This is a genomic window from Blattabacterium cuenoti (assembly GCF_014251755.1).
Classification (GTDB): Bacteria; Bacteroidota; Bacteroidia; order Flavobacteriales; family Blattabacteriaceae; genus Blattabacterium; species Blattabacterium cuenoti_AN.
The window spans coordinates 98,579-120,798 of the sequence record NZ_CP059200.1 but is presented as its reverse complement, the minus strand read 5'-3'; the positions used below and the strand labels follow the sequence as shown (position 1 = coordinate 120,798).

The following is a 22,220-nucleotide window of genomic DNA, read 5'->3' as shown; positions in this document are numbered from 1 at the left end:
TTTTTATTTATTAAATTTTTTTAATTTGATTTCTGTTAATATTTTTTTTGTATATAATGGAAAATCTGAATTTTGTATCCATCCATAATAATTTGGGAATTTTTCAAAGATTTCAAAAACTTTCTCTCCTTTATATTTTCCGAAATTGAATATTTCATTTCCTTGTTCATCTATTTTTACAAAACCAGCAAGATCTGCTATGTTTTTTTGATGAGAAAATTGATTTAGACTTTTTACATCTTTTTTTAAGTTTTTATATTTTTCTAATTGTGCTAATAATATTTTGTATGTGGCAAATGTATCAGATCTAGAACTATGAGCTTTCATAAGATCTTTACTACAATAATATTTATAAGCAGCGGAAAGGGTTCTGGGTTCCATTTTATGAAATATAACTTGAACATCTATAGTTTTATGTTTCTTAATGTCAAAAGACATTCCTGCACGAAGCATTTCTTCTGCTAAAATTGGAATATCAAATCTATTAGAATTATATCCTGCTAAATCTGTATTTTCAATCATTTTAAAAATAGAAGAAGCTACATCTTTAAATTTCAGTTTTCCTGCTACATCTTCATCTTTAATCCCATGAATGGCTGTTGATTGTGGAGGAATAGGAATTTCAGGATAAATTAACCAAGTTTTTTCTTCTTTATTTTCATGGGGAAATATTTTTAATATAGATATTTCTATAATTCTGTCTTTTCCTATATTGATTCCTGTTGCTTCTATATCAAAAAAACAAATAGGACGATGAAGTTTTAATTTCATGTTTTTATATGAATTTTTTTCAATCTATGAAAATAGATTGAGATTATGATATAAAAAATAATAATACATGGCAAAGCGATCATATGTAAAGTTAATAAAAGAAATATACTAATCAATAAAAAAATATAACGTATTTTATTCTTTTTCCAAGATAAATTTTTAAAATTAAAAGAAAACATTGGTATCTTAGATACCAAAAGATAACAGGATAAAAATATCATCAAAAGCATTACAATAAGATATATGATTTTTTTTTCTATTATAAAAGGAACAGGATCATTTGTAATGATAAGAGAGATAGAAGAAAAAAATAAGGTATTTACGGGTGTTGTTAGTCCCATAATATGATTTTTATTATCAGGGTTGTTAATATTGAATTTAGCTAAACGACATGCAGAAAAAATGGAAATCAAAAAAGATAAATATTCAATAAATGGAATGGGTGTTTTGTTTTCCAATAAAAGAAAAACTATTATAGATGGAACCATTCCAAAAGAAATCATATCTGCTAGAGAATCTAATTCTTTTCCAAATAGATTTTCTATTTTTATCAATCTAGAAAAAAAACCATCCAAAAAATCAAAAATTATTGAAAATAAAGTATAAATAGCAGAATCATTAAAATTTTTTGATTGCAAAAATATAATAGATATGCATCCACAAAATAAATTTAATAAAGTGAATATATTAGGAATTATTTTTTTCGTTATCAAAATGTATATAATATGTAAGAAAAATTATTCTAAAATAGAAAGTAATATTTTCTAATGATTAAATTATTTTATGAAATTTATGATTTTTCTATTCAAAAAGAATCTTTTTTCATTAAAGAAATCTGTATATTATTAAATAATGAAGGAGGATATATTGGAAATATAAACTATATTTTTTGTAATGATGATTATCTTTTCGAGATGAATCAAAAATTTTTGAAAAAAAATTGTTACACAGATGTACTTGCATTTAATTATTCTATCAATAAATCCATTTCTGGAGACATATTTATTAGTGTAGATCGGATTTATGACAATTCTAAACAATGGAATCAATTTTTCATGTTTGAATTAAAACGTGTTATGATACATGCTGTATTACATCTTTTAGGATATGATGACCAGAATCATATAGATAAAAGAATAATGAAAAAAAAAGAAGAGTTTTATTTAAATTTATTTCAATTTTAAGAAATCATGTTTTTATATACATATGATGTGATTGTGGTTGGGGGAGGACATGCTGGCATTGAAGCGGCTTCTGCATCTTCTAATATGGGATCCAAAACTTTACTTATTACCACTAACTTGCAAACTATAGGTAAAATGTCATGTAATCCGTCTATAGGAGGAATTGCAAAAGGTCAAATAATTAGAGAAATAGATGCTTTAGGTGGAATTTCTGGAATGATTGCAGATTCTAGTACAATTCAATTTAGAATGTTAAACAAATCTAAAGGACCTGCTATGTGGAGTCCTAGGGCTCAATGTGATAGAAAATTATTTTCTTATTATTGTAAATATTTTTTAGAAAAAAATTCTAAATTAGATGTATACCAAGATACAGTGATATCTTTAATAATAGAAGGAGATAAGGTCAAAGGGGTGCAAACTATTTTTGGATTAAAAATTAAAGGAAAGTCAGTAATACTGACAAATGGAACTTTTCTAAATGGAAAGATTCATATTGGAAGAAAAAAAATTAATGGAGGAAGAATAGCAGAACAAGAAGTAAGAGGGATTACGGAACAGTTAACTAAAAATTTTGGATTTAAATTTGGAAGAATGAAAACAGGAACATCGCCAAGAGTAGATGGACGCTCTTTGATTTATGAGAAAATGAAATCTCAAAATGGAGATAGAGATCCGAAAAAATTTTCTTTTTTTTATAATCCAAAAAAATTGAGACAACAAAAAAAATGTTATATTACTTATACCAATCAAAAAGTACATGATATAGTACGAGATAATTTTAGTCATTCACCAGTTTATAAAGGATCCATTCAAGGGATCAGTCCTAGATATTGTCCTTCTATAGAAGAAAAAGTTTTCCGATTTGCAGACAAAAAAGAACATACGATTTTTGTTGAACCAGAAGGGTGGAATACTGTAGAAGTATATGTAAATGGTTTTTCTACCTCTTTTCCAGAAAAAATACAATATCAATCTTTGAAACAAGTTTCAGGGTTTGAAAAAGTAAAAATATTAAGACCCGGATATGCTATTGAATATGATTATTTTCCACCAGAACAATTAAAGGTTACTTTAGAAAGTAAAATTATAGAAAATCTTTTTTTTGCTGGACAAATTAATGGAACAACTGGATATGAAGAAGCGGCGGCACAAGGATTAATGGCAGGAATTAATGTTCATTTAAAAATTCATAAAAAAGAACCATTTATTCTCAAAAGAAATCAGGCTTATATTGGAGTTTTAATAGATGATTTGGTGACCAAAGGAACAAAAGAACCTTATAGAATGTTCACTTCAAGAGCAGAATATAGAATGTTATTGCGACAAGATAATGCTGATGAAAGATTAACTCCTATGGGATATAATATAGGTTTAATTTCAGAAAAAAAAATGAGAATGTTAGATAACAAAAAATCTAAAATAGAAAAATGTATGTCTTTATTTCAAAAAACAAATTTTGATCCAAAGACTATAAATCCTATCTTAAATGCTAAAAAATCTGCTCCAATATGTCATGATAAAAAAATAGAAACTATTTTATCTCGTTCTGAAATTGATATTCAAGATATTATATCCATTCCATTTTTAATGGAAAAAATTCAAAAAAATGATTTTTATCAGGAAATATTGGAACAAGTTTCTATTAGAATCAAATATAAGGGATATATAGATAGAGAAAAAAAAAATGCAAAAAAGCTATTGAAATTGGAAAATCTTAAAATTCCAAATAATTTTGATTACCAATCAATTAAATCTCTTTCTTCAGAAGCAAAAGAAAAATTAGATTATTATCGTCCAATATCATTAGCTCAAGCTTCAAGAATTAGTGGGATTTCTCCTTCAGATTTAAGTGTTTTACTCATTTATATGGGACGTTAGTTTGTTGTTTTTTTTATTTTTTCTAGATACAATAAACAAATCTTCATCTTCTTTTTTCATGTAAAATTTTTCTCTTGCTAATTTCTCAAGATATAGAGTATCTGTTTTCAATTTTTTTAATTGACTTCCTTCTAATATAATTTTTTTTTTCAAAAAATCTCTATTATATGTCATTTTCCGAATACTATTTTGAAATCTATAGTGTAACATGAAAGAATTTGAATCAAAAAAAGACATCCATATAAAGAAAAAAATACTAATCCAAAAATATTTATTTTTTATGATTTTATATTTTGTTTTTTTTATCATACTTATTAAAACCGGTTGTAAACATTAATAATAATAAACTTATCATCCAGTAAATACTAAAAAAAGATAGAAAAAGTATACACCAAAAACCAGATAGAGTTATGAGTAAAAAAAACAAAAATCCTACAAATTTAATAATCATAGAAAAAATCAGTTCTAATTTTGTTATATTATTATAATTTCGGAAAAAAATAGGAAAATGACATATAGAATAGAAAAAGATATTTTGGGGGTCGTTAAAGTCCCTTTCAATAAATATTGGGGAGCACAAACAGAAAGATCTAGAAACAATTTTAAAATCGGACCAGAAGCTTCTATGCCTATAGAAATTATTCATGCATTTGGTTTTTTAAAAAAAGCGGCTGCTCATGTTAACTTTGAGTTTGGGATTTTATCTAAAAAAAAAAAAGATATGATATCCTTAGTTTGTGATGAAATTATAAACGAAAAATTAAATGATCAATTTCCTTTAGTAATATGGCAAACGGGTTCAGGTACTCATACTAATATGAATATCAATGAGGTAATTTCTAATAGAGCTCATGTTTTGATGGGTAAAAAATTAGGAAAGGCCCCATCTTTTATTCATCCCAATGATGATGTAAATATGTCTCAATCATCTAATGATACTTTTTCTACAGCAATGCACATTGCCTCTTATCAAAAACTAGTAAAAAAAACAATTCCTTCAATCCAAAAATTAAGAAACACTTTGGAAGAAAAATCTAAATTGTTCCATAATGTTATTAAAATAGGTAGAACTCATCTAATGGATGCAACTCCTATTACTTTAGGACAAGAATTTTCAGGATATGTTTCTCAAATAGATCATGGATTAAATGCTATAAAAAAAACTTTGGATCATCTTTCTGAATTAGCGATAGGAGGAACAGCTGTAGGGACAGGATTGAATGCTCCTAAAGGATATGATCGAAAAATAACCAAGTACATATGTAAGTTGACTGGTTTTCCTTTTAAAGTAGCACAAAATAAATTTGAAGCAATATCATCTCATGATGCTATAGTGGAATCTCATAGTGCTCTTAAACAAATTGCTGTTTCTTTAATTAAAATATCAAATGATATTCGTTTTTTAGCTTCTGGTCCACGTTCAGGAATTGGAGAAATTCATATCCCTGAAAATGAACCTGGATCTTCGATAATGCCTGGAAAAGTAAATCCTACTCAATGCGAATCTATTATTATGGTTTGCACTCAAATTATAGGAAATGATATGGCTATTTCTATGGCTGGATCTTCAGGAAATTATGAATTAAATGTATCTAAACCATTAATGGCATATAATTTTTTACAATCCTCTCAACTTCTTTCAGATGCTTGTATTTCTTTTTCTTCTTTTTGCGTGATGGGAATAAGACCAAATTATAAAAGAATTAAAGAATTTTTGGATAAATCTTTGATGCTAGTTACAGCACTAAATACACATATTGGATATGAAAAATCAGCAGAAATCGCAAAATATGCTTATGAAAATAATAGTACATTAAAAAAAGAAGCGATTCGATTAGGATATTTAACTGTTGAAGAATTTGAAAAATTTGTAAATCCATCTAAAATGGTGTGAAAAATAATTCTTTTACATTCCAATAAATGATATCGGATATTTTTTCTTCTGACATAGAATAAATTTGTGATAATTTTTTTAAAATTATTCTTAAATTTTTTGGCTCATTTCTTTTTCCTCTCAAAGGATGTGGAGAAAGATAAGGAGAATCGGTTTCTAATACTAAATGATTCAAATTTATCTTATGTAAAAATTGACTGATATGATTATTTTTAAAAGTAATCATTCCACCAATACCTAGTTTGATTCCCAAATCAATAATTTTTTGAGATTGTTCTAAAGTTCCTGAAAAACAATGAAATACTCCTTTAAGAAAGGAATTTTTTTCTTTTGATAAAATATGAAAAACTTGATCAAAAGCTTTTCTACAGTGTATAACTATAGGAAGTTTTTTTTGTTTAGCCCATTGTATTTGAGTTTGAAAAGCGTATTCCTGTTCAGAAATAAATTTTTTTTCCAGTAAATCCATTCCGATTTCCCCTATAGAAATAAAGGAATGTTTATATAACCATGTTTTTATATTTTTCAATTCTTTTTCTAAACTATATGGATTTACTTTATTAGGATGCAATCCTATCATGGAAAAACATATATTAGGATATTTTTTTTCTAATTTTAATATATTAGGAACAATAGAACTATCTATAGAAGGAAGTAAAAATCTATTTATTCCTTTATGAAATGCTTTTTGTATTACACAATTAATATCTTCATCAAATTCTTTCATGTATAAATGAGTATGAGTATCAGTTATTTTCATGTAAATAATGCATTTTTAATTTTTAAATCAAAATATTTTATGAAAGCTTATCTATTTCCTGGTCAAGGGTCTCAATTTGTAGGAATGGGAAAAGATTTATACAAAAATTCTCATTCTGCAAAAAAATTGTTTCAATTATCTGACGAAATTTTAGGGTTTAAAATCACATCTGTAATGTTTGAAGGACCCATGGAGATTTTAAAAAAGACAAAGTATACACAATTGGCAATTTATATATATTCAGTTATAAAAGCAAAAGTATCAAATTATTTTGAACCTGATATGGTAGCTGGACATTCTCTCGGTGAATTTTCTGCTTTAGCTGCAATTAATGTATTTTCTTTTGAAGATGGATTAAAATTAGTAAATCAAAGAGCATCAATCATGCAAAATATTTGTGAATCTACCCATGGAGGTATGGCTGTTGTGTTTGGATTGGAAGATTCTATTATAGAAAACGCTTGTAAAAACGATCATGGAATTGTAGTTCCATCTAATTATAATAGTCCTGAGCAATTAGTAATTTCTGGAGAAATTCAAGCTTTGAGAAGAGTTTGTTCTTTTCTAAAAAAAGGAGGAGCTAAGAAAATATTTATTCTTCCTGTTCATGGAGCTTTTCATTCTCCGATTATGAAACCAGCTCAAACAAAATTTAAAAAAATAGTAAATCCAATTTTTTTTAAAGATTCTAAATATCCAATATACCAAAATGTAACTGCTCTACCTGTTAGAAAATCTTATGATATAAAAAATAATCTTGTAGAACAATTGACTTCTCCAGTTAAGTGGAAACAATCTATAAAAAATATGATAGCTCATGGAGCTGTTTCATTTACAGAAATAGGTCCAGGAAATATTTTACAAGGATTAATTAAAAAAATTTCAAAAAATTCTTTATAACAAAATATAAATCCATAATGCATCGATATAGACGTTTTTTTTACAGTCATGGAAAACTATTGTTAACAGGAGAATATTTTATTCTTTTTGGAGCCTGTGGGTTAGCTCTCCCTACAATTAAAGGACAATCATTAACTATCTTTAAACACAATCTTTCTTCTGTTTTACATTGGATAAGTTATGATGAAATCAATCAACCTTGGTTTGAAGGAATATTTCGACTTCCTTCTTTAGATATTTGTTACGAAACAGAGAAAAATACGGCTCTTAAACTAAGAGATTTGTTATTAAAATCTAAAAAAATTCAAAAAAATTTTCTTCCTAATTCATTAGGAATATATGTTAAAACACAGTTGGAATTTCCAAGAAATTGGGGGTTGGGCAGTAGTTCTACTTTAATTAATAACATAGCAAAATGGGCAAAAATAGATCCTTATATGTTACTAGGAAATAATTTTTTAGGTAGTGGATATGATATCGCTTGTGTTTCTATTTCAAAACCTATAATTTATAAACTTTGGAATCAAAAACCTCATATTATTCCCATAGAATTTAATCCGCCCTTTAAAAATCAACTTTTTTTTCTTCATCTCAATAAAAAACAAAATACTTGTGATGAAATACGATATTTTCGTTCTAATATTAGATCTTCTAATATATCTAATGAAAACATAGAGACCATATCTTCTATCACTCAAAAAATTCCTTTTTGTAAAACATTAAAAGAATTTGAAGAATTATTACTAAAACATGAAAAAATTATATCAAAAATACTGAATCTTCCAACTATTAAAGAAACATATTTCCCAGATTATCTAGGAGTCGTAAAAAGTCTAGGTGCTTGGGGGGGAGATTTTGTTTTGATAAGTTCTAGAAAAGGAATGAAAAATTATTTTTCCAATAAGGGATTTGATACTCTTATTTCATTTGATGAAATGATTTTTAAAATATAAAAGTAACATTTTATTTATATATATTTAAATAAAATTTATTTATTATGTGCAGTGTCGTGAATTTTAATATCAATGGATATCATTACAAACTTCCTGTCATTTATGGAACTTTTTGTGAAAAAGCTATTAATATTTCTCAATTAAGAGAAAGTACAGGTTTTATTACATTTGATCCAGGATTTAAAAATACAGGAATAACAAAAAGTTCTATTAGTTTTATAGATGGAGAAAAAGGAGAACTTTTCTATAGAGGATATCCTATTGAACAAATTATTAATAAATGTTCATTTATAGAAACAAGTTATCTTATTTTAAATGGAGAACTTCCTAATACTGCACAATTAAAATATTTTTCTGAAAAAATAAAAAAATTTAATTCGATTCATAAAGAAATAAAAAAAATACTTGATAATATTCCAAATTCTTATCATCCAATGGGAATTTTATCTTCTTTAACCTATATTTTAGATGCATTTATAAATTGTTTACGGGAAGAAGATCTATATCTTCATCTGTTAGCTAAATTACCTATATTAGCTGCTTTAACTTACAGAAAAAAAATAGGGTTACCTACTACTTATGCAGATCCTCATCTTGATTATACTTCCAATTTGTTAAAAATGTTTTTTTCTATTCCGAATCAATCTTATGAATTAAATCCGATTATTTCGGATGCTTTGAACAAGATTTTAATATTACATGCAGATCATGAACAAAATTGTTCTACAACTACCGTTCGTTTATTAGGTTCTGCTCATGCTGGATTATTTTCATCTATATCTGCAGGGATGAGTGCTCTTTGGGGAAAATTACATGGGGGGGCGAATCAAGCTGTAATTGAAATGTTAGAAGCTATTTTAAAAAGTGGAGGAAATATAAAAAAGTGGATAGAAAAAGCAAAAAATAAAAAAGACCCATTTCGACTCATGGGATTTGGACATAGAATTTATAAAAATTTTGATCCTAGAGCTAAAATAGCTAAAAAAGTAGCTGAAAATGTAATTCAACAATTAGGTATTTCTGATCCAATATTAGAATTGGCAAAAGATGTTGAAAGAAAAGCTCTTCAGGATTCTTATTTTTTAGAAAAAAAACTTTATCCTAATATTGATTTTTATTCCGGAATTATTTATCAAGCTATAGGGATTCCAAAAGAGATGTTTACTGTTATGTTTGCTTTAGGAAGATTACCAGGTTGGATGGCTCATTGGAAAGAAATGAAATTAAATAAAGATCCCATAGGCAGACCTAGACAAATTTATGTAGGATATAAAAAAAGAAATATAAAAAAAAATTAGTTTAATGCGTAATGCGGGCGAAGGGATTCGAACCCTTACGCCTTATATATAGGCATCAGATCCTAATTCTGACGTGTCTACCGGTTTCACCACGCCCACTTCGTTTGAAAGTTATAATAAATTTTAATGAAAATAAAAAGAATACAATAGGATTTCGTGATTTTTATCTACAATTTTATATTCCGTATATCTAAATGAATCTCTTGGAATGATTTTAATCCATTTTTTATATTTTAATAACCATTTTTGTTGAATAGAAGGAAATCCTTTTTTTAAAAAAGCTGATACAAAAGAATGAATATGTAATTGGATTCCTTTATGATTTTTGTTTTTTATAATAGTTTCTATAACAAATTCTAAATGATGAATATAATTTTCAGGAGAATTTTTATATTGTTTATTATTTACATTTCTTTTTTTTAATTCAGGTCTTACTCTATGACGAGTAAATTGAACTAAACCAAATTTATTGGGAGGCAAAATTTGATGTTTGGCTCTATCATTCTTCATTTTTTCTTTTAAATGTTCATATAGCTGTTTTTTTTGTATGGAATCATACATATCTATAAAATCCACAACAATTATACCTCCCATGTCTCTTAATCTTAGCTGTCTCGCTATTTCTGTTGCTGCTAATAAATTAATTTTCAATATATTATTAATCCTTTCTGATTCTGTACAATTTTTCATCATATGATTGATCATTCCACTATTTACATCTATAACATGTAAAGCTTCAGTATGTTCTATAATAAGATAAGCTCCATTTTCAAGAGGTACATTTTTACCTAAAAATACTTGTATTTGTTTTTCTATCCCATATTTTTCAAATATGGGAACATTTCCTTTATAATATTTAATTATACTTGTTTTTTTTGGAGCAATTAAAGATAAATATGAATGAATTTCTTGGCAAAGAAAATTGTTATTACAACAAATAGATTTGAAATCGTCATTGAATATATCTCTTAATAAACAATAAGTTTTATTATTTTCACTCAATACACGAACTGGTGGAAAAAGTTTCATCAAATTATTTAATGTTTTTTTCCATTTTTTTATTAAAAAAATGAGTTCTAAATGAAGTACTTCTTCTGTTTCATTATCAGCAGCTGTACGAATAATCATACCAAATTTATTGGGAATGATTTTTCTGATATAAGAGATCAATCTATTTTTTTCTTTTATATTTTCTATTTTTTTAGAAATAGAAATTTGATCTGAAAAAGGTATAAGTATTAAATTTCTACCTGGAATACAAATTTTTGTAGTAAGTTTCGGTCCTTTATTAGAAATAGGTTCTTTGGAAATTTGAACCAATATTTTTTGTCCAATATTCAATATATGATTTATTGAATTTTTGTTTTCTTGATTTTCGAAATCATTTGATTTTTTTTGATTATTATTAATATGATTGGAAGATATCAAATTTAACATTTGATCAATCTGAAATCCAATATCATCATAATGCAAAAAGGCTCCTTTTGAATGTCCTATATCTATAATAGCCGCATTTAATCCATACAAAATTTTTTTAACTATTCCAAAATAAATATCTCCTACAGAAAATTTTTTATTCAAAACATCTCTATGAAGCTCCAGTAATTTTCCTTCTTCCAAAAGAGCTATTTTAACTTCTTGTTCTTCTGCATTTATAATTAACTCTTGATTCATATACACAAAAACAAGGAAAAAAGTTTTAGAAATTACATTTTTTTTATAAAATTATTATTTCTTTTTATGCCTATTTTTCCTATTTCTTTTTTTTCTTTTATGAGTTGCTATCTTACGTCTTTTTCTTTTTTTTCCGTTTGGCATAATTCTCAACAATTAGTAATTATTGATTCAATGTATTTTTATTTTTATTTATTCCTTTATAGGAACATTTTTTTTTATCAATTCTGTAAAAGATTTTGAAGGTTTAAATGCTGGTATATTATGCGCAGGAATTACAATAGACATATCTTTGGATATATGACGTCCAAGTTTTTTCGCTCGAAATTTAATAATAAATGATCCGAATCCTCTTAAATAAACATTTTCTCCCGATGTTAAACTTTGTTTGATTTTTTCCATAAATGTTTCTATCACCTTTTGCGTATCAATTCTCTCAGATCCAGTTTCTGATATGATTTCTGTTATTATATCTGCTTTTGTCATGTTAAATCATTATATCGAATAACAAAATTCGGTTTCTTAAATATACCAATTTTTTATAAAATTGCTTAAAAATTAAAGATATATGGATTTTTCAAAAAAAATAATAAATTGGTATAAAAAAAATCATAGAAAACTTCCTTGGAGAGAAACTAAAAATCCATATTATATATTAGTTTCAGAGTTTATGTTGCAACAAACAAGAATTTCACAAACAACCATAAAGCATTATTTAAATTTTATAAAAACATTTCCAAATTTAGAAAAACTTGCTCAAGCGAAAGAAAAAGATGTGTTGAAAAAGTGGGAAGGATTGGGATATTATTTTAGAGCAAAATACTTGCATTCTTTTGCTAAAAAATTAAAAAATAATAAAACATTTTTTCCAAAAAAATATAAAGAATTAATAAAATATAAAGGAATTGGTCCATATACAGGAGCAGCTATAGCATCTATATGTTTTCATGAAGTTATCCCTGCTATTGATGGAAATGCTTTTCGAGTATTTTCTAGATATTTTGGAATTTTCAATAAGATAACATCTACTACTACAAAAAATAGATTCCGAGTTACGGTTTCAAAAATAATGGATTTTGAACATCCAGGAATTTTTAATCAAGCAATTATGGATTTAGGTTCTATTTTATGCACTCCAAAAAGTCCTAAATGTTTATTATGTCCAGTTCAAGATTCTTGTTTTTCTATTCAAAATGGAACTGTATATAAATTACCTGTCAAAAAAATAAAAAAATTCATAAGACATAGATTTTTTTATTATCTTTTCATATGTGATCAGAACAAAAATATTTGTTTAAATAAAAGATCAACTAAAGATATATGGAAGGGTCTTTATGATTTTCCTTTAATAGAATCAAAACAAAATCTTTCAATTTATGAAATCATAGATAAAACTTGGGAAAAATTTAGAGTGAGATTTTATAAAAATGGGATTTATAAAGTAGAACAAAAACTAACTCATCAAATTTTATCAATTCAATTCTTGAATTGTGAAATCTTGCAAGATTTCAATAAAAATATATTTTTTGAAAATTTTTGTTTTATCCCCCCAAATCAAATAGGAGAGTACCCTTTTCCTCGTCCTATTATTTTATTTTTAAAACACGAAAAAATGATTTAGTTTTTATTTTCAATGAATCCTAATATGAATTTTATATCCATTTTTGATCATATCAATTTTTACATTTTCTTTTCTAAAAATTTTTATCAAAATTTAATCTATTGGAAAAAGAATCTTCGACGAATATTTTTTTAGAAAAAACTTTATATTTGGTTTTCTATTTTGCATTAATAATAATACTGTTGTTATTTTCTGCACTAATATCTGGATCAGAAACTGCTTTTTTTTGTATTGAAAAAAAAACTCTTGACAAAGAAAGAAAAAAAAATTCTTATAAAGGGAATATTGTGTTTCAAATTCTAAGAGAGAAAAAAAAACTATTAGCAACAATATTAATATCTAATAATTTTTTGAATATTGGAATCGTTATATTAAGTTCTTATTTAATAACAGAATTTTTACAAAAAAAATATTTAGTTATTTATAAACAATTTCATATTCCCATTCACTTCCTTTTGGAAGTGGTAGTTCTTACTTTTATTTTACTTTTATTTGGAGAAATCATTCCTAAAATATATGCTAGTAAAAATAATTTCCGTTTTGCTATTTTTATGGCAAAACCTTTAATAATTCTTAGCAAAATATTAAATCCAATTAGTAAATTGATAATTCTAATTTCAAAATCTATAGATAAAAAAGCCATAAAAAAAAAGAATCTCATTTCTGTAGATCAACTGTCAAAGGCTTTAAAAATTACATCTTCGAATCCAAAAAATGTTAAGGAATGTCAATTTTTACAAAGAATTGTTGATTTTGGAAATACAGAAACACATCAAATTATGACTCCCAGAATAGATATGTTTGCTTTAAATAAAAATATAAATTTTTCTAATGTTTTAGAGTCAGTTCGTGATCAAGGATACTCTCGTATTCCTATTTATAAAGATAGTATTGATGATATAGAAGGAGTTCTTTTTGCTAAAGATCTACTTCCATTTATTTATCATAAACATTTTCAATGGAATAAACTCATACATTCTCCTTTTTTTGTTCCAGAAAAAAAAAAGATAGATAATCTTTTAAGTGATTTTAAAAAAAGAAAAATACATTTAGCAATTGTGGTAGATGAATATGGAGGGACATGTGGACTAGTTACTCTTGAAGATGTGATTGAAGAAATAGTAGGAGATATTATTGATGAATTTGATGAAGAAGACATGTCTTATTCTAAATTAAACCAAAATAATTATTTATTTGATGGAAAAACATCTTTAATTAATTTCTATCGTATTATGAATATTAAAGAAGAAATTTTTTTTGAAAATCAAAAAGGGGATGCAGATACTTTAGGAGGATTTATTATGGAAATAAATAAAGAATTTCCCAAAAAAAAACAAAAAATAAATTTTTTAAATTATTCTTTTATTATAAAAAGTATTGATCATAAAAGGATCAAAACTATAGAAGTAATAAGAAAAAAATGAATTAGATTATATCTATATTGTGTATTAAAACTAAATTTATTGTATAAATCAAAATAAATGTTATGAAATGAAAAAAAAATTCATTTTTTTTTCTATTATATTGATAATCACATTATATTTTATATATTTTTCTTTTAAAAAATTATTTTTATCTCCATCAGAAGAAAAAGCGATGAAAGAATTGAATTATGCTCAACAATATCTTTCTCAAGGAGATATAGATAAAGCCTTAAATAAAAAAAATATGAAAATCAACTATTTAGGATTTTCAGGTATAGCTTCTAAATATTTTTTTACAAAAGCAGGTAATATATCTAAATTTTATGCAGGAATTTGCTATTATAAATTAGGGGATTACAAAGAATCTATAAAAATGATGAAAAGTTTTTACGCAAAAGATGAAATCTTATCTTCTATAAAATATGGAATTATAGGAGATGCTTTCATTCAAATAAAAAATAAAAAAGAAGCCTTAAAAAATTATGTTATAGCAGCAAATATAAGAGAGAATGAAATCACGACTCCTCTTTATTATTACAAAGCCGCATTATTGAATTTTTATATGAAAAAATACGAGAATTCTAAATTTTTTTTTCAAAAAATAGAAAAAAAATATCCTTTTTTTTTATACAAAAAAAACGTTGAAAAATATATTATGTTTATTGAAAATAAATTATAATAAATTACCTTTATGAAGAAAGATCCTGTTTATTCATTAGATCCAAAAAAAATTAAAAATGCAAATTTAAAAATTGCTATTCTTGTTTCTTTATGGAATAGAGAAATTACGAGTAGATTGTATAAAGGAGCTTATGATACTTTAATTCAATTAGGTGTATTAGAAGAAAAAATTAAAACTTGGAAACTTCCTGGAAGTTATGAATTAATTTATTCTTCTAAAAAAATTGCTCAATGTTTCCATTTTGATTCAATCATTGCAATAGGATCTTTGATACAAGGAGAGACTCCTCATTTTGAATATCTATGTCAAGCGATTTCGCATGGAATTAAAGAGATCAACATAATCTATGATGTTCCTATTATTTTTTGTGTTTTATCTGATAGAAATCAACAACAATCTTTTGATCGATCAGGCGGAAAAAATGGAAATAAGGGAATTGAATGTGCTAAAACAGCTATATATATGTCTTTATTTAGAAAATCTATAAAATGAAAAATATTATTCAATTTTTGCCTGAAAAAGTGATTCAGCAAATAGCTGCAGGAGAGGTCATTCAACGTCCCTCTTCTGTTTTAAGAGAGCTTTTAGAAAATGCAATAGATGCAAACGCAAAAATGATTGATATTTTTATCAAAGATTCAGGAAAAACATTAATTCAATTAACAGATGATGGAATAGGAATGAGTATTGACGATGCTAAAATGAGTATTCAAAAACATGCTACTTCTAAAATAAAAAAAACTTCTGATCTTTTCAGAATTAAAACAAAAGGATTTAGAGGAGAAGCTTTATCTTCTATAGCACTTATTTCTCAATTAGAAATACAAACTAAAAAGAGAGAAGATATAGTAGGAACATACCTTTTTGTAGAAGAAGGACAAGTGAAAAAACAATTTCCTATAAATATGCTTAAAGGAACAAGAATTTCTGTGAAAAATATTTTTTATAAACTTCCTGTTAGAAGACAATTTTTAAAATCTTCTAGAATAGAATTTCAACATATTATTTATGAATTTCATAAAATTGTTTTAGCACATAGAAATATAACATATCGTTTTTATCATAATAATAAAATCATTTTTTATTTTAAAAAAGCTTCTTTAAGAGAAAGAATTCAAGAAATTTTTAAAAATGAAAAAAATAATTTAGCTCCTATCTTGATAAAAAAGAAGAGAATTTTTGTAGAAGGATTTGTTAGCGTTCCAGATGGTTCTATGAAAAAAGGAGATCAATTTTTATTGGTCAATCAACGTTGTATTACTCATTTATTTTTACATAAAAAAATTATTCATGCTTATGATGGTTTTTTGAAAAATTTCAAAACCGCTTCTTATTTTATTTTTATTTTTATAGATTCTAGTTTAATAAATTGGAATATACACCCAACAAAAAAAGAAGTAAAATTAGAAGAAGAAGAGACGATTGGTATTATGATTCAACAAGAAATCAAAAATGTTCTATTTTCTCAATATAAAGTAAAAAATAAAGAATTAAAAAACTATGATATTTTTTTATCTTGTAAATCACTAAAAAAAGATTCCTTATTAAATAATTTGTATGATAAACTTTATGATAAAGAAAAAATCGTTCGACTAGAAAATTTTTCTCATAAATTCAATGAATATGGGACATTTAAAAAAAATTGTCAATTAACAAATGAGTTATATCATCTTGTTTATCATCATAATAAAAAAGAAGAGATAAAAACTTTTCAAATTAAGAGGAAATATATAATTTTTGTTTTGAATGATGAGTATATGGTATGGGTGGATCAACATAGAGCACATCAAAACATACTATTTGAATTTTTTTATAGAAAAAAAAATTTGATCAGTCAACAATTTCTTTTTCCTATAAAAGTAAAACTTTTGAAAAAAGAATCTCTTTCTTTGAAGAATATAAAAAATGATTTAATCAGTTTTGGTTTTCATTTATATATTTGTAAAAAATACGTTTATTTGTATTCTATTCCTGAACAGATACAACAAAATCTGTTGATTGAAGTTATTCAAAATATTATAACATATAATTTTATTAAAGGAAAAAAAAATAATAAAAAAAAACTTCTCCAAATCATATCTAAATCTGCATCTATAAAATATGGAACAAAGTTATATCCTGAAAGAATGAAATGTATCATCAAAGATTTATTTTCTTGTCATAATCCAAATTATACGTATTCAGGAGATCCCGTGTTTTTTGTTTTAAACAAAAATTTTTTTTAAAAAGTGAATTTTTATACCAATTTCAATTCAGATGCTGTCAAACATTTAATTAGTATTAATATACTTGTGTATACAGCTACTTTTGTTTTTTCACAATATAAAATAGATAGCATCCTTTCTTTATATCATCCTTTAGATGAACGATTTGAATTCTATCAAATTTTAACTCATATGTTTGTACATTCCAAACGACTTTTTTTGCATATCATTTTTAATATGTTGGCTTTATTTATGTTTGGAGGACAGATAGAAACTTTGTTAGGAGTCAAAAAATTTATAATTATATATTTTTTATCAGGTATTTTAGCCGCATTATTTCAAATTATTTTTAATACTGGTGTTTTATATTACTTTGTTCAAACTTTAGATTTTTCACAAGCTCAAAAAACGTTAGATTCTTTAAATGAAGAACAAAAAATGAATCTTTATAGTTCTATGTATTCCCCTATGATGGGAGCTTCTGGAGCCGTAAGTGGAATCGTAGGAGTTTTTGCTAAATTTTTTCCGGAACATAAAATTTTCATTCTTCCTTTTCCTTTTCCAATAGCAGTTCGGAAAGCCATGACTATTTTCATTTTTGGAAGTTTAATTTCTGCAATTTTTAATTTAGCACCTGGAGTCGCTCACTTTGCTCATATTGGTGGAATTTTATCTGGTTATTTTATAGGAAGTTTTTTTTATAATGAAAAAAATACTTTTTATTGAGTTCATGATTTTTCACTTTTAAATAAAAAATAAACTATATATACAAATGAAAATAAAAAAAATAAAGATAAATAAGAATGTTTTCCATCTATTGTTTTCATCATTCTATCCCAACGAAATTTCCAACTAAATATATTTATAGGATTTTTTCTATCCCAATCTATACTCATCCATATAAATATCGGTTTACCTACTATATGATCTTCTGGAACAAAACCCCAATAACGAGAATCAGATGAATTATGTCTATTATCTCCCATCATGAAATAATAATTTTTTTTTACTTTGTAATATTTTTTTGAAACTATATCAATTTTTTCAACTTTTTCATAATTGAAAATTTCATTATAAATATGAAGATTTTTTGAATTTAATTTAATGAATTCTCCTTTTTTAGGTATGTGTAATGGACCAAAAAAATCTCTATTCCAATCAAAGTGATTAGGAAATATATAATGTTCCTTAAAATGAATGGGTAGAATATACTTTTTTATAAAAATTATGTTTTCAAATAAATTTTTTATATCGACTGCTTTTTTTTCATTTAACATAATTTGGTAAAAATGTTCATTATTTTTTTCTCCAATATATTCAATATCTTTAACATCCATTTCTTTTTCAAGATATTCCACATTTAAAGGAATATTTTCTGTTTTAATAAAATAAGCTTGTTGTTTTTCTAAAAAAGATCTTTCTTTTTTATAATTCACAAATAAAATCCCTTTTTTAATAGAAATTAAATCTCCTGGTAATCCTACACAACGTTTAATATAATGATCTTTTCGATCTATTATTTTATGATTATAATCTTTAGGAAAATTAAAAACTACGATATCATTTCTTTGTACAGATTGTATGGAAGAAAAACGAAAATAAGGCCATTGAAAAATAGAGATATAAGATTTTATATTTCCAATGATATTATTATGTGTAAAAGGGATATATATAGGAGATATAGGCATTCGTAATCCATAATGAATTTTGCTGACTAATAGAAAATCTCCTACTAATAAAGTTCTTTCCATAGAAGAAGTGGGAATCACAAAAGGTTGAACAATATAAGTATGAGTAATAAAAGAAAAAATCATAGCTAATAAAATTCCTATATTTTCTTCTTTTTTTTTTATATTTTCAATTTTAAAAATGGGAATTTTTTTAAAAAAATTTATGTAATAAATATATAATCCTGCAGATAAAAAAAATAAAAAAAAATGTTTTTTCGTTTTTTTTAAAAAAGTAAAAATTAAATCCATCCACAAAATGAAAATCAATATAATGCTAGTTAATGGAATAAACAATAGAAAAATCCAACATATAGATCTTTTATAAATTTTTAAAAGAATGAAAATATTATATATAGGAATAAAAATTTTCCAAGATGGAATCCCCAATTTTTTATAAAACTTCCATGTTCCTAAAATATGAATAACATGTTCAATAAATAAAAAAATTCCGCTAAAAATTAAATATGTATACATAAAAAGATATTTTTATATTCCTAAAACTTCTTTCATAGAAAAAACACCTTTTTTGTTTTGTATCCATTCTGCTGCAATAACAGCACCTAATGCAAAACCTTCTCTGTTATGAGCTTGATGTTGAATTTTTATATCCTCTATTTGAGATTCATATTTAACGATATGTATTCCTGGTACATGATCGAATCTTTTTGACAAAATCAAAATTTGGTTTTTTGTTTTTCTTTCATCCAAAATCCATGTTTTTTTCATTTTATTGTTCATTATATCTTTTGCTAAAGAAATAGCTGTTCCACTAGGTTTATCTATTTTTTCTTTGTGATGAATTTCCTCGATTGTTACTTCATAATCTTTATCATATAACTGTAACAGTTTAGACAATTTTTTATTAATTTCGAAAAAAATGTTCATTCCAATACTAAAATTGGAAGAATACAAAAAAGATCCATTTTTTTTTTTACATATTTTTTTAATAATTTCAAATTTTTCAAGCCATCCTGTCGTTCCACTTACAATAGGAATATCATTTTCTATACAAATTTTTACATTTTTGAATGCGGAATGAGGTTGACTAAATTCTATTGCTACATCTGAATTTGAATTCTTTAATAAAAGTAAAGAAGGGGTATCATCATAACATAATGAAATTTTATGATTTCTAATCTTAGCTATTTTTTTTATCGATTTTCCCATTTTTCCATATCCTATTATTGCTATATTCATATTATTTTATTTGATTTGAACAGAATTCATAATTCATTCAAAGATAGTTTATATTTTTTTTTTGATGAAGTCTTAATAAATTTTATATTTGAATGAATAGAGAATAAGTATATATATAAATGGAATGATATACAAAACAACCAATGAGTAAGATCAAGAAAGCCCACGTGGTGAAAATGGTAGACACGCCACTTTGAGGGGGTGGTATCCGATTAGGATGTGCTGGTTCAAATCCAGTCGTGGGTACAAAATAAATTCATTTATTTCTTTTTCAAATTAGAACACGAAATAAATCTGGATTTTTATTTAAATATTGAAAATGAACTTTATGTTTTTTCATTTTTCCTATCAATCCATAAAATTCGTTCTTATCTGCTAATTTTATTCCTATTACTGCAGTTCCTTCTTCTTTGGAAGTTTTTTTTAGAATATTCAAAATAGGTAATATCATCTTTGGTCCCCAATATATTATTATTGACGAATTCCTTTAAAACACCAGCTTTTTGTATAAATTTTACAATGAAATAATCTTTTTTTTCAGTTCTATATGAGATAAACTTTTTATCTTATTATAAGCCCCTTTAATTTTATATGAACGTATAATTTGTAAGTCTTCTATTTTGAGAAAAACATTCGCTTTATATTTTTCTTATAAAAGAGAATTTTTCTGTAATGAAGTTTCATTAATAATATCTTTTAAAAGATTTTTAGCTTTAATTCTTTCTTTGTAAGAATAAAAGAATCCTTTGAATTTATTTTTCAATCTTTTATCAGTAAATATTATAAATTTTTATCTTTATTTTCTTCCGGTCTAAGGTTCCGAATAATGGATCCCACTTTCCATAATTCACTTTTTCTAAGATCTTGTAATTCTTTTTGTAATTTTTTTCTATAATCTATGTTACTATTAACTTTAATAATTCTTTTTGCTTCATTTCCAGAATATACTTCATGATATAATTCTTGAAATATTGGAAGAGTTGCATCTCTAAATTTTTTCCACCAATCTAAAGCACCTCTTTGTGCAGTTGTAGAGCAATTAGCATACATCCAATCCATTCCTTTTTCCGATATTAGTGGCATCAAACTTTGTGTTAATTCTTCTACCGTTTCGTTGAAAGATTCTGAAGGAGAATGACCTTTTTCTCTTAATATTTGATATTGTGCTGCAAAAATGCCTTGTATAGCTCCCATCAAAGTTCCTCTTTCTCCCACTAAATCAGAAAATACTTCATTTTTAAAATTTGTTTCAAATAAATATCCAGACCCTATTCCGATTCCAATTGATAAAGTTTTTTCTAAACTATTTCCGCTATAATCCTGATAAATAGCATAACTAGAATTAATTCCTTTTCCTTGTTGAAAAAGTCTTCTTAAACTTGTTCCTGATCCTTTGGGTGCTACTAAAAAAATGTCTATTTTTTTAGGGGGAAATATTTTTGTTTGATGACAAAAAGTTAATCCAAATCCATGTGAAAAATATAAAGATTTTCCTTCAATTAAATATTTTATAAGAGTAGGCCAAAAAGAAATTTGACCGGCATCTGATAGCAAATACATGAGTATTGTCCCTTTTTCAGAAGCTTCTTCCAAAGAAAAAAGATTTTGACCTTCTATCCATCCGTCTTTTAATGCTTTATCCCAAGAATAAGAATGTTTTCTTTGTCCTACTATCACTTGAAATCCATTATCTCTTAAATTAAGAGATTGTCCAGGACCTTGAATTCCATAACCTAATACAGAAATAGTTTCTTTTTTTAAAATTTCTCTAGCTTTAGATAATGGAAATTCATCTCTTGTAATGATAGTTTCTTTTATTGATCCAAATTTAATTTTCATAATTTGTATGATTTAATTTAAGTAATTTAATATGTTGTATCTAGTGGTAAATCCATTTTTTTCCATAAGTTTTGTTTTGAATTTTTTCTTCTAATTTGTAATCATAAACATGAATAATTCCAATTAACTTTTCAATTGATTTTTTGATTTTCAATAATTGTTCTTCTTTACATTTTAAGTCTAAAACATATTGAATATTACTGATGGT

General features: G+C 25.0%; 23 protein-coding genes and 2 tRNA genes. 13 read left to right on the top strand and 12 right to left on the bottom strand.

Features of this window, described 5'->3' with window-relative positions; translation table 11 throughout:
* Positions 1-3: 3 nt before the first annotated feature.
* Both H0H57_RS00535 and H0H57_RS00530 read right to left on the bottom strand, forming a co-directional pair.
* Entirely contained in the window at positions 4-771 is a 768-nt protein-coding gene (locus H0H57_RS00535; RefSeq protein ID WP_185863895.1) for a 3'-5' exonuclease, read from the bottom strand.
* Positions 768-1,484: a CDP-alcohol phosphatidyltransferase family protein gene (locus H0H57_RS00530; protein ID WP_317168249.1), complete on the bottom strand. Its 717-nt coding sequence runs from the start codon at positions 1,482-1,484 to the stop codon at positions 768-770. Before H0H57_RS00530 ends, H0H57_RS00535 begins: the two co-directional genes overlap by 4 nt.
* 54 nt (positions 1,485-1,538) lie before the next feature.
* Here H0H57_RS00530 and ybeY point away from each other — a divergent pair, with 54 nt between their 5' ends.
* Complete coding sequence (ybeY, locus tag H0H57_RS00525; protein ID WP_185863894.1) at positions 1,539-1,955, top strand: rRNA maturation RNase YbeY; 417 nt, start codon at positions 1,539-1,541, stop codon at positions 1,953-1,955.
* Positions 1,956-1,961: 6 nt separating this feature from the next.
* Positions 1,962-3,836 (top strand): tRNA uridine-5-carboxymethylaminomethyl(34) synthesis enzyme MnmG, encoded by a 1,875-nt coding sequence (gene mnmG, locus H0H57_RS00520; RefSeq protein WP_185863893.1) that lies wholly within the window; start codon positions 1,962-1,964, stop codon positions 3,834-3,836.
* Here the strand turns inward: mnmG and H0H57_RS00515 are convergent.
* Positions 3,813-4,145, bottom strand: coding sequence for an FtsB family cell division protein (locus H0H57_RS00515; protein WP_185863892.1), 333 nt, complete (start codon positions 4,143-4,145; stop codon positions 3,813-3,815). The genes mnmG and H0H57_RS00515 overlap by 24 nt on opposite strands.
* Before the next feature lie 199 nt (positions 4,146-4,344).
* On the opposite strand from H0H57_RS00515, the gene fumC reads away from it, so the two are divergent.
* Positions 4,345-5,730: a class II fumarate hydratase gene (gene fumC / locus H0H57_RS00510; protein WP_185863891.1), complete on the top strand. Its 1,386-nt coding sequence runs from the start codon at positions 4,345-4,347 to the stop codon at positions 5,728-5,730.
* On the opposite strand, the gene H0H57_RS00505 is transcribed toward fumC, so the two are convergent.
* Positions 5,717-6,490: a TatD family hydrolase gene (locus H0H57_RS00505; RefSeq protein WP_185863890.1), complete on the bottom strand. Its 774-nt coding sequence runs from the start codon at positions 6,488-6,490 to the stop codon at positions 5,717-5,719. The genes fumC and H0H57_RS00505 overlap by 14 nt on opposite strands.
* A 39-nt stretch (positions 6,491-6,529) precedes the next feature.
* Between H0H57_RS00505 and fabD the strand changes: the two genes are divergently transcribed.
* The 3 genes from fabD to H0H57_RS00490 are packed head-to-tail and all read left to right on the top strand — an operon-like array spanning position 6,530 to position 9,641.
* Positions 6,530-7,390: an ACP S-malonyltransferase gene (gene fabD, locus H0H57_RS00500; protein WP_185864068.1), complete on the top strand. Its 861-nt coding sequence runs from the start codon at positions 6,530-6,532 to the stop codon at positions 7,388-7,390.
* A gap of 17 nt (positions 7,391-7,407) precedes the next feature.
* Positions 7,408-8,343, top strand: coding sequence for a GYDIA family GHMP kinase (locus tag H0H57_RS00495; RefSeq protein ID WP_185863889.1), 936 nt, complete (start codon positions 7,408-7,410; stop codon positions 8,341-8,343).
* Between the two features lie 44 nt (positions 8,344-8,387).
* Positions 8,388-9,641 (top strand): citrate synthase, encoded by a 1,254-nt coding sequence (locus tag H0H57_RS00490; protein ID WP_185863888.1) that lies wholly within the window; start codon positions 8,388-8,390, stop codon positions 9,639-9,641.
* A gap of 12 nt (positions 9,642-9,653) precedes the next feature.
* Here H0H57_RS00490 and H0H57_RS00485 read toward each other — a convergent pair.
* From H0H57_RS00485 to H0H57_RS00475, 3 genes are all read right to left on the bottom strand, one after another.
* A tRNA-Leu gene (locus H0H57_RS00485) sits at positions 9,654-9,740 on the bottom strand.
* A gap of 24 nt (positions 9,741-9,764) precedes the next feature.
* A complete protein-coding gene (locus H0H57_RS00480; RefSeq protein WP_185863887.1) occupies positions 9,765-11,315 on the bottom strand; it encodes an Rne/Rng family ribonuclease in 1,551 nt (516 codons plus the stop codon).
* A gap of 192 nt (positions 11,316-11,507) precedes the next feature.
* Positions 11,508-11,801: an HU family DNA-binding protein gene (locus tag H0H57_RS00475; protein WP_185863886.1), complete on the bottom strand. Its 294-nt coding sequence runs from the start codon at positions 11,799-11,801 to the stop codon at positions 11,508-11,510.
* An 82-nt stretch (positions 11,802-11,883) separates the two neighbouring features.
* On the opposite strand from H0H57_RS00475, the gene mutY reads away from it, so the two are divergent.
* From mutY to H0H57_RS00445, 6 genes are all read left to right on the top strand, one after another.
* Positions 11,884-12,936, top strand: coding sequence for an A/G-specific adenine glycosylase (mutY, locus tag H0H57_RS00470; RefSeq protein ID WP_185863885.1), 1,053 nt, complete (start codon positions 11,884-11,886; stop codon positions 12,934-12,936).
* 101 nt (positions 12,937-13,037) lie between these two features.
* Positions 13,038-14,360, top strand: coding sequence for a gliding motility-associated protein GldE (gldE, locus tag H0H57_RS00465; protein ID WP_185863884.1), 1,323 nt, complete (start codon positions 13,038-13,040; stop codon positions 14,358-14,360).
* Positions 14,361-14,427: 67 nt separating this feature from the next.
* A complete protein-coding gene (locus H0H57_RS00460) occupies positions 14,428-15,039 on the top strand; it encodes a tetratricopeptide repeat protein (RefSeq protein WP_185863883.1) in 612 nt (203 codons plus the stop codon).
* A gap of 12 nt (positions 15,040-15,051) precedes the next feature.
* Entirely contained in the window at positions 15,052-15,534 is a 483-nt protein-coding gene (gene ribH / locus H0H57_RS00455; protein WP_185863882.1) for a 6,7-dimethyl-8-ribityllumazine synthase, read from the top strand.
* Entirely contained in the window at positions 15,531-17,267 is a 1,737-nt protein-coding gene (gene mutL, locus H0H57_RS00450) for a DNA mismatch repair endonuclease MutL (protein ID WP_185863881.1), read from the top strand. Before ribH ends, mutL begins: the two co-directional genes overlap by 4 nt.
* Positions 17,268-17,270: 3 nt before the next feature.
* On the top strand, positions 17,271-17,972 hold the full coding sequence (locus H0H57_RS00445; protein WP_185863880.1) for a rhomboid family intramembrane serine protease: 702 nt from the start codon (positions 17,271-17,273) through the stop codon (positions 17,970-17,972).
* A gap of 2 nt (positions 17,973-17,974) precedes the next feature.
* Here the strand turns inward: H0H57_RS00445 and lepB are convergent, their stop codons facing one another.
* Both lepB and dapB read right to left on the bottom strand, forming a co-directional pair.
* Complete coding sequence (gene lepB, locus H0H57_RS00440) at positions 17,975-19,450, bottom strand: signal peptidase I (RefSeq protein ID WP_185863879.1); 1,476 nt, start codon at positions 19,448-19,450, stop codon at positions 17,975-17,977.
* 12 nt (positions 19,451-19,462) lie between these two features.
* A complete protein-coding gene (gene dapB, locus H0H57_RS00435; RefSeq protein WP_185863878.1) occupies positions 19,463-20,173 on the bottom strand; it encodes a 4-hydroxy-tetrahydrodipicolinate reductase in 711 nt (236 codons plus the stop codon).
* A 161-nt stretch (positions 20,174-20,334) separates the two neighbouring features.
* Between dapB and H0H57_RS00430 the strand changes: the two genes are divergently transcribed.
* Positions 20,335-20,419: transfer RNA gene (locus H0H57_RS00430), tRNA-Leu, on the top strand.
* A 25-nt stretch (positions 20,420-20,444) separates the two neighbouring features.
* Here the strand turns inward: H0H57_RS00430 and H0H57_RS03105 are convergent.
* From H0H57_RS03105 to ilvC, 3 genes are all read right to left on the bottom strand, one after another.
* Complete coding sequence (locus H0H57_RS03105; protein WP_238784331.1) at positions 20,445-20,624, bottom strand: hypothetical protein; 180 nt, start codon at positions 20,622-20,624, stop codon at positions 20,445-20,447.
* Entirely contained in the window at positions 20,542-20,727 is a 186-nt protein-coding gene (locus tag H0H57_RS03155; protein ID WP_317168250.1) for a hypothetical protein, read from the bottom strand. Before H0H57_RS03155 ends, H0H57_RS03105 begins: the two co-directional genes overlap by 83 nt.
* Before the next feature lie 226 nt (positions 20,728-20,953).
* Entirely contained in the window at positions 20,954-22,012 is a 1,059-nt protein-coding gene (ilvC, locus tag H0H57_RS00420) for a ketol-acid reductoisomerase (protein WP_185863877.1), read from the bottom strand.
* Positions 22,013-22,220: the final 208 nt, after the last annotated feature.

Bases quoted from the DNA above. Each gene is read 5' to 3' on its own strand.
- ybeY (WP_185863894.1), top strand. From the start codon at position 1,539: ATGATTAAATTATTTTATGAAATTTATGATTTTTCTATTCAAAAAGAA.
- fumC (WP_185863891.1), top strand. From the start codon at position 4,345: ATGACATATAGAATAGAAAAAGATATTTTGGGGGTCGTTAAAGTCCCT.
- dapB (WP_185863878.1), bottom strand. From the start codon at position 20,173: ATGAATATAGCAATAATAGGATATGGAAAAATGGGAAAATCGATAAAA.
- H0H57_RS00535 (WP_185863895.1), bottom strand. From the start codon at position 771: ATGAAATTAAAACTTCATCGTCCTATTTGTTTTTTTGATATAGAAGCA.
- mutY (WP_185863885.1), top strand. From the start codon at position 11,884: ATGGATTTTTCAAAAAAAATAATAAATTGGTATAAAAAAAATCATAGA.
- H0H57_RS00515 (WP_185863892.1), bottom strand. From the start codon at position 4,145: ATGATAAAAAAAACAAAATATAAAATCATAAAAAATAAATATTTTTGG.
- H0H57_RS00480 (WP_185863887.1), bottom strand. From the start codon at position 11,315: ATGAATCAAGAGTTAATTATAAATGCAGAAGAACAAGAAGTTAAAATA.
- H0H57_RS00505 (WP_185863890.1), bottom strand. From the start codon at position 6,490: ATGAAAATAACTGATACTCATACTCATTTATACATGAAAGAATTTGAT.
- H0H57_RS00475 (WP_185863886.1), bottom strand. From the start codon at position 11,801: ATGACAAAAGCAGATATAATAACAGAAATCATATCAGAAACTGGATCT.
- H0H57_RS00460 (WP_185863883.1), top strand. From the start codon at position 14,428: ATGAAAAAAAAATTCATTTTTTTTTCTATTATATTGATAATCACATTA.
- ilvC (WP_185863877.1), bottom strand. From the start codon at position 22,012: ATGAAAATTAAATTTGGATCAATAAAAGAAACTATCATTACAAGAGAT.
- mnmG (WP_185863893.1), top strand. From the start codon at position 1,962: ATGTTTTTATATACATATGATGTGATTGTGGTTGGGGGAGGACATGCT.
- ribH (WP_185863882.1), top strand. From the start codon at position 15,052: ATGAAGAAAGATCCTGTTTATTCATTAGATCCAAAAAAAATTAAAAAT.
- H0H57_RS03105 (WP_238784331.1), bottom strand. From the start codon at position 20,624: ATGATATTACCTATTTTGAATATTCTAAAAAAAACTTCCAAAGAAGAA.
- H0H57_RS00490 (WP_185863888.1), top strand. From the start codon at position 8,388: ATGTGCAGTGTCGTGAATTTTAATATCAATGGATATCATTACAAACTT.
- fabD (WP_185864068.1), top strand. From the start codon at position 6,530: ATGAAAGCTTATCTATTTCCTGGTCAAGGGTCTCAATTTGTAGGAATG.
- H0H57_RS00495 (WP_185863889.1), top strand. From the start codon at position 7,408: ATGCATCGATATAGACGTTTTTTTTACAGTCATGGAAAACTATTGTTA.
- mutL (WP_185863881.1), top strand. From the start codon at position 15,531: ATGAAAAATATTATTCAATTTTTGCCTGAAAAAGTGATTCAGCAAATA.
- lepB (WP_185863879.1), bottom strand. From the start codon at position 19,450: ATGTATACATATTTAATTTTTAGCGGAATTTTTTTATTTATTGAACAT.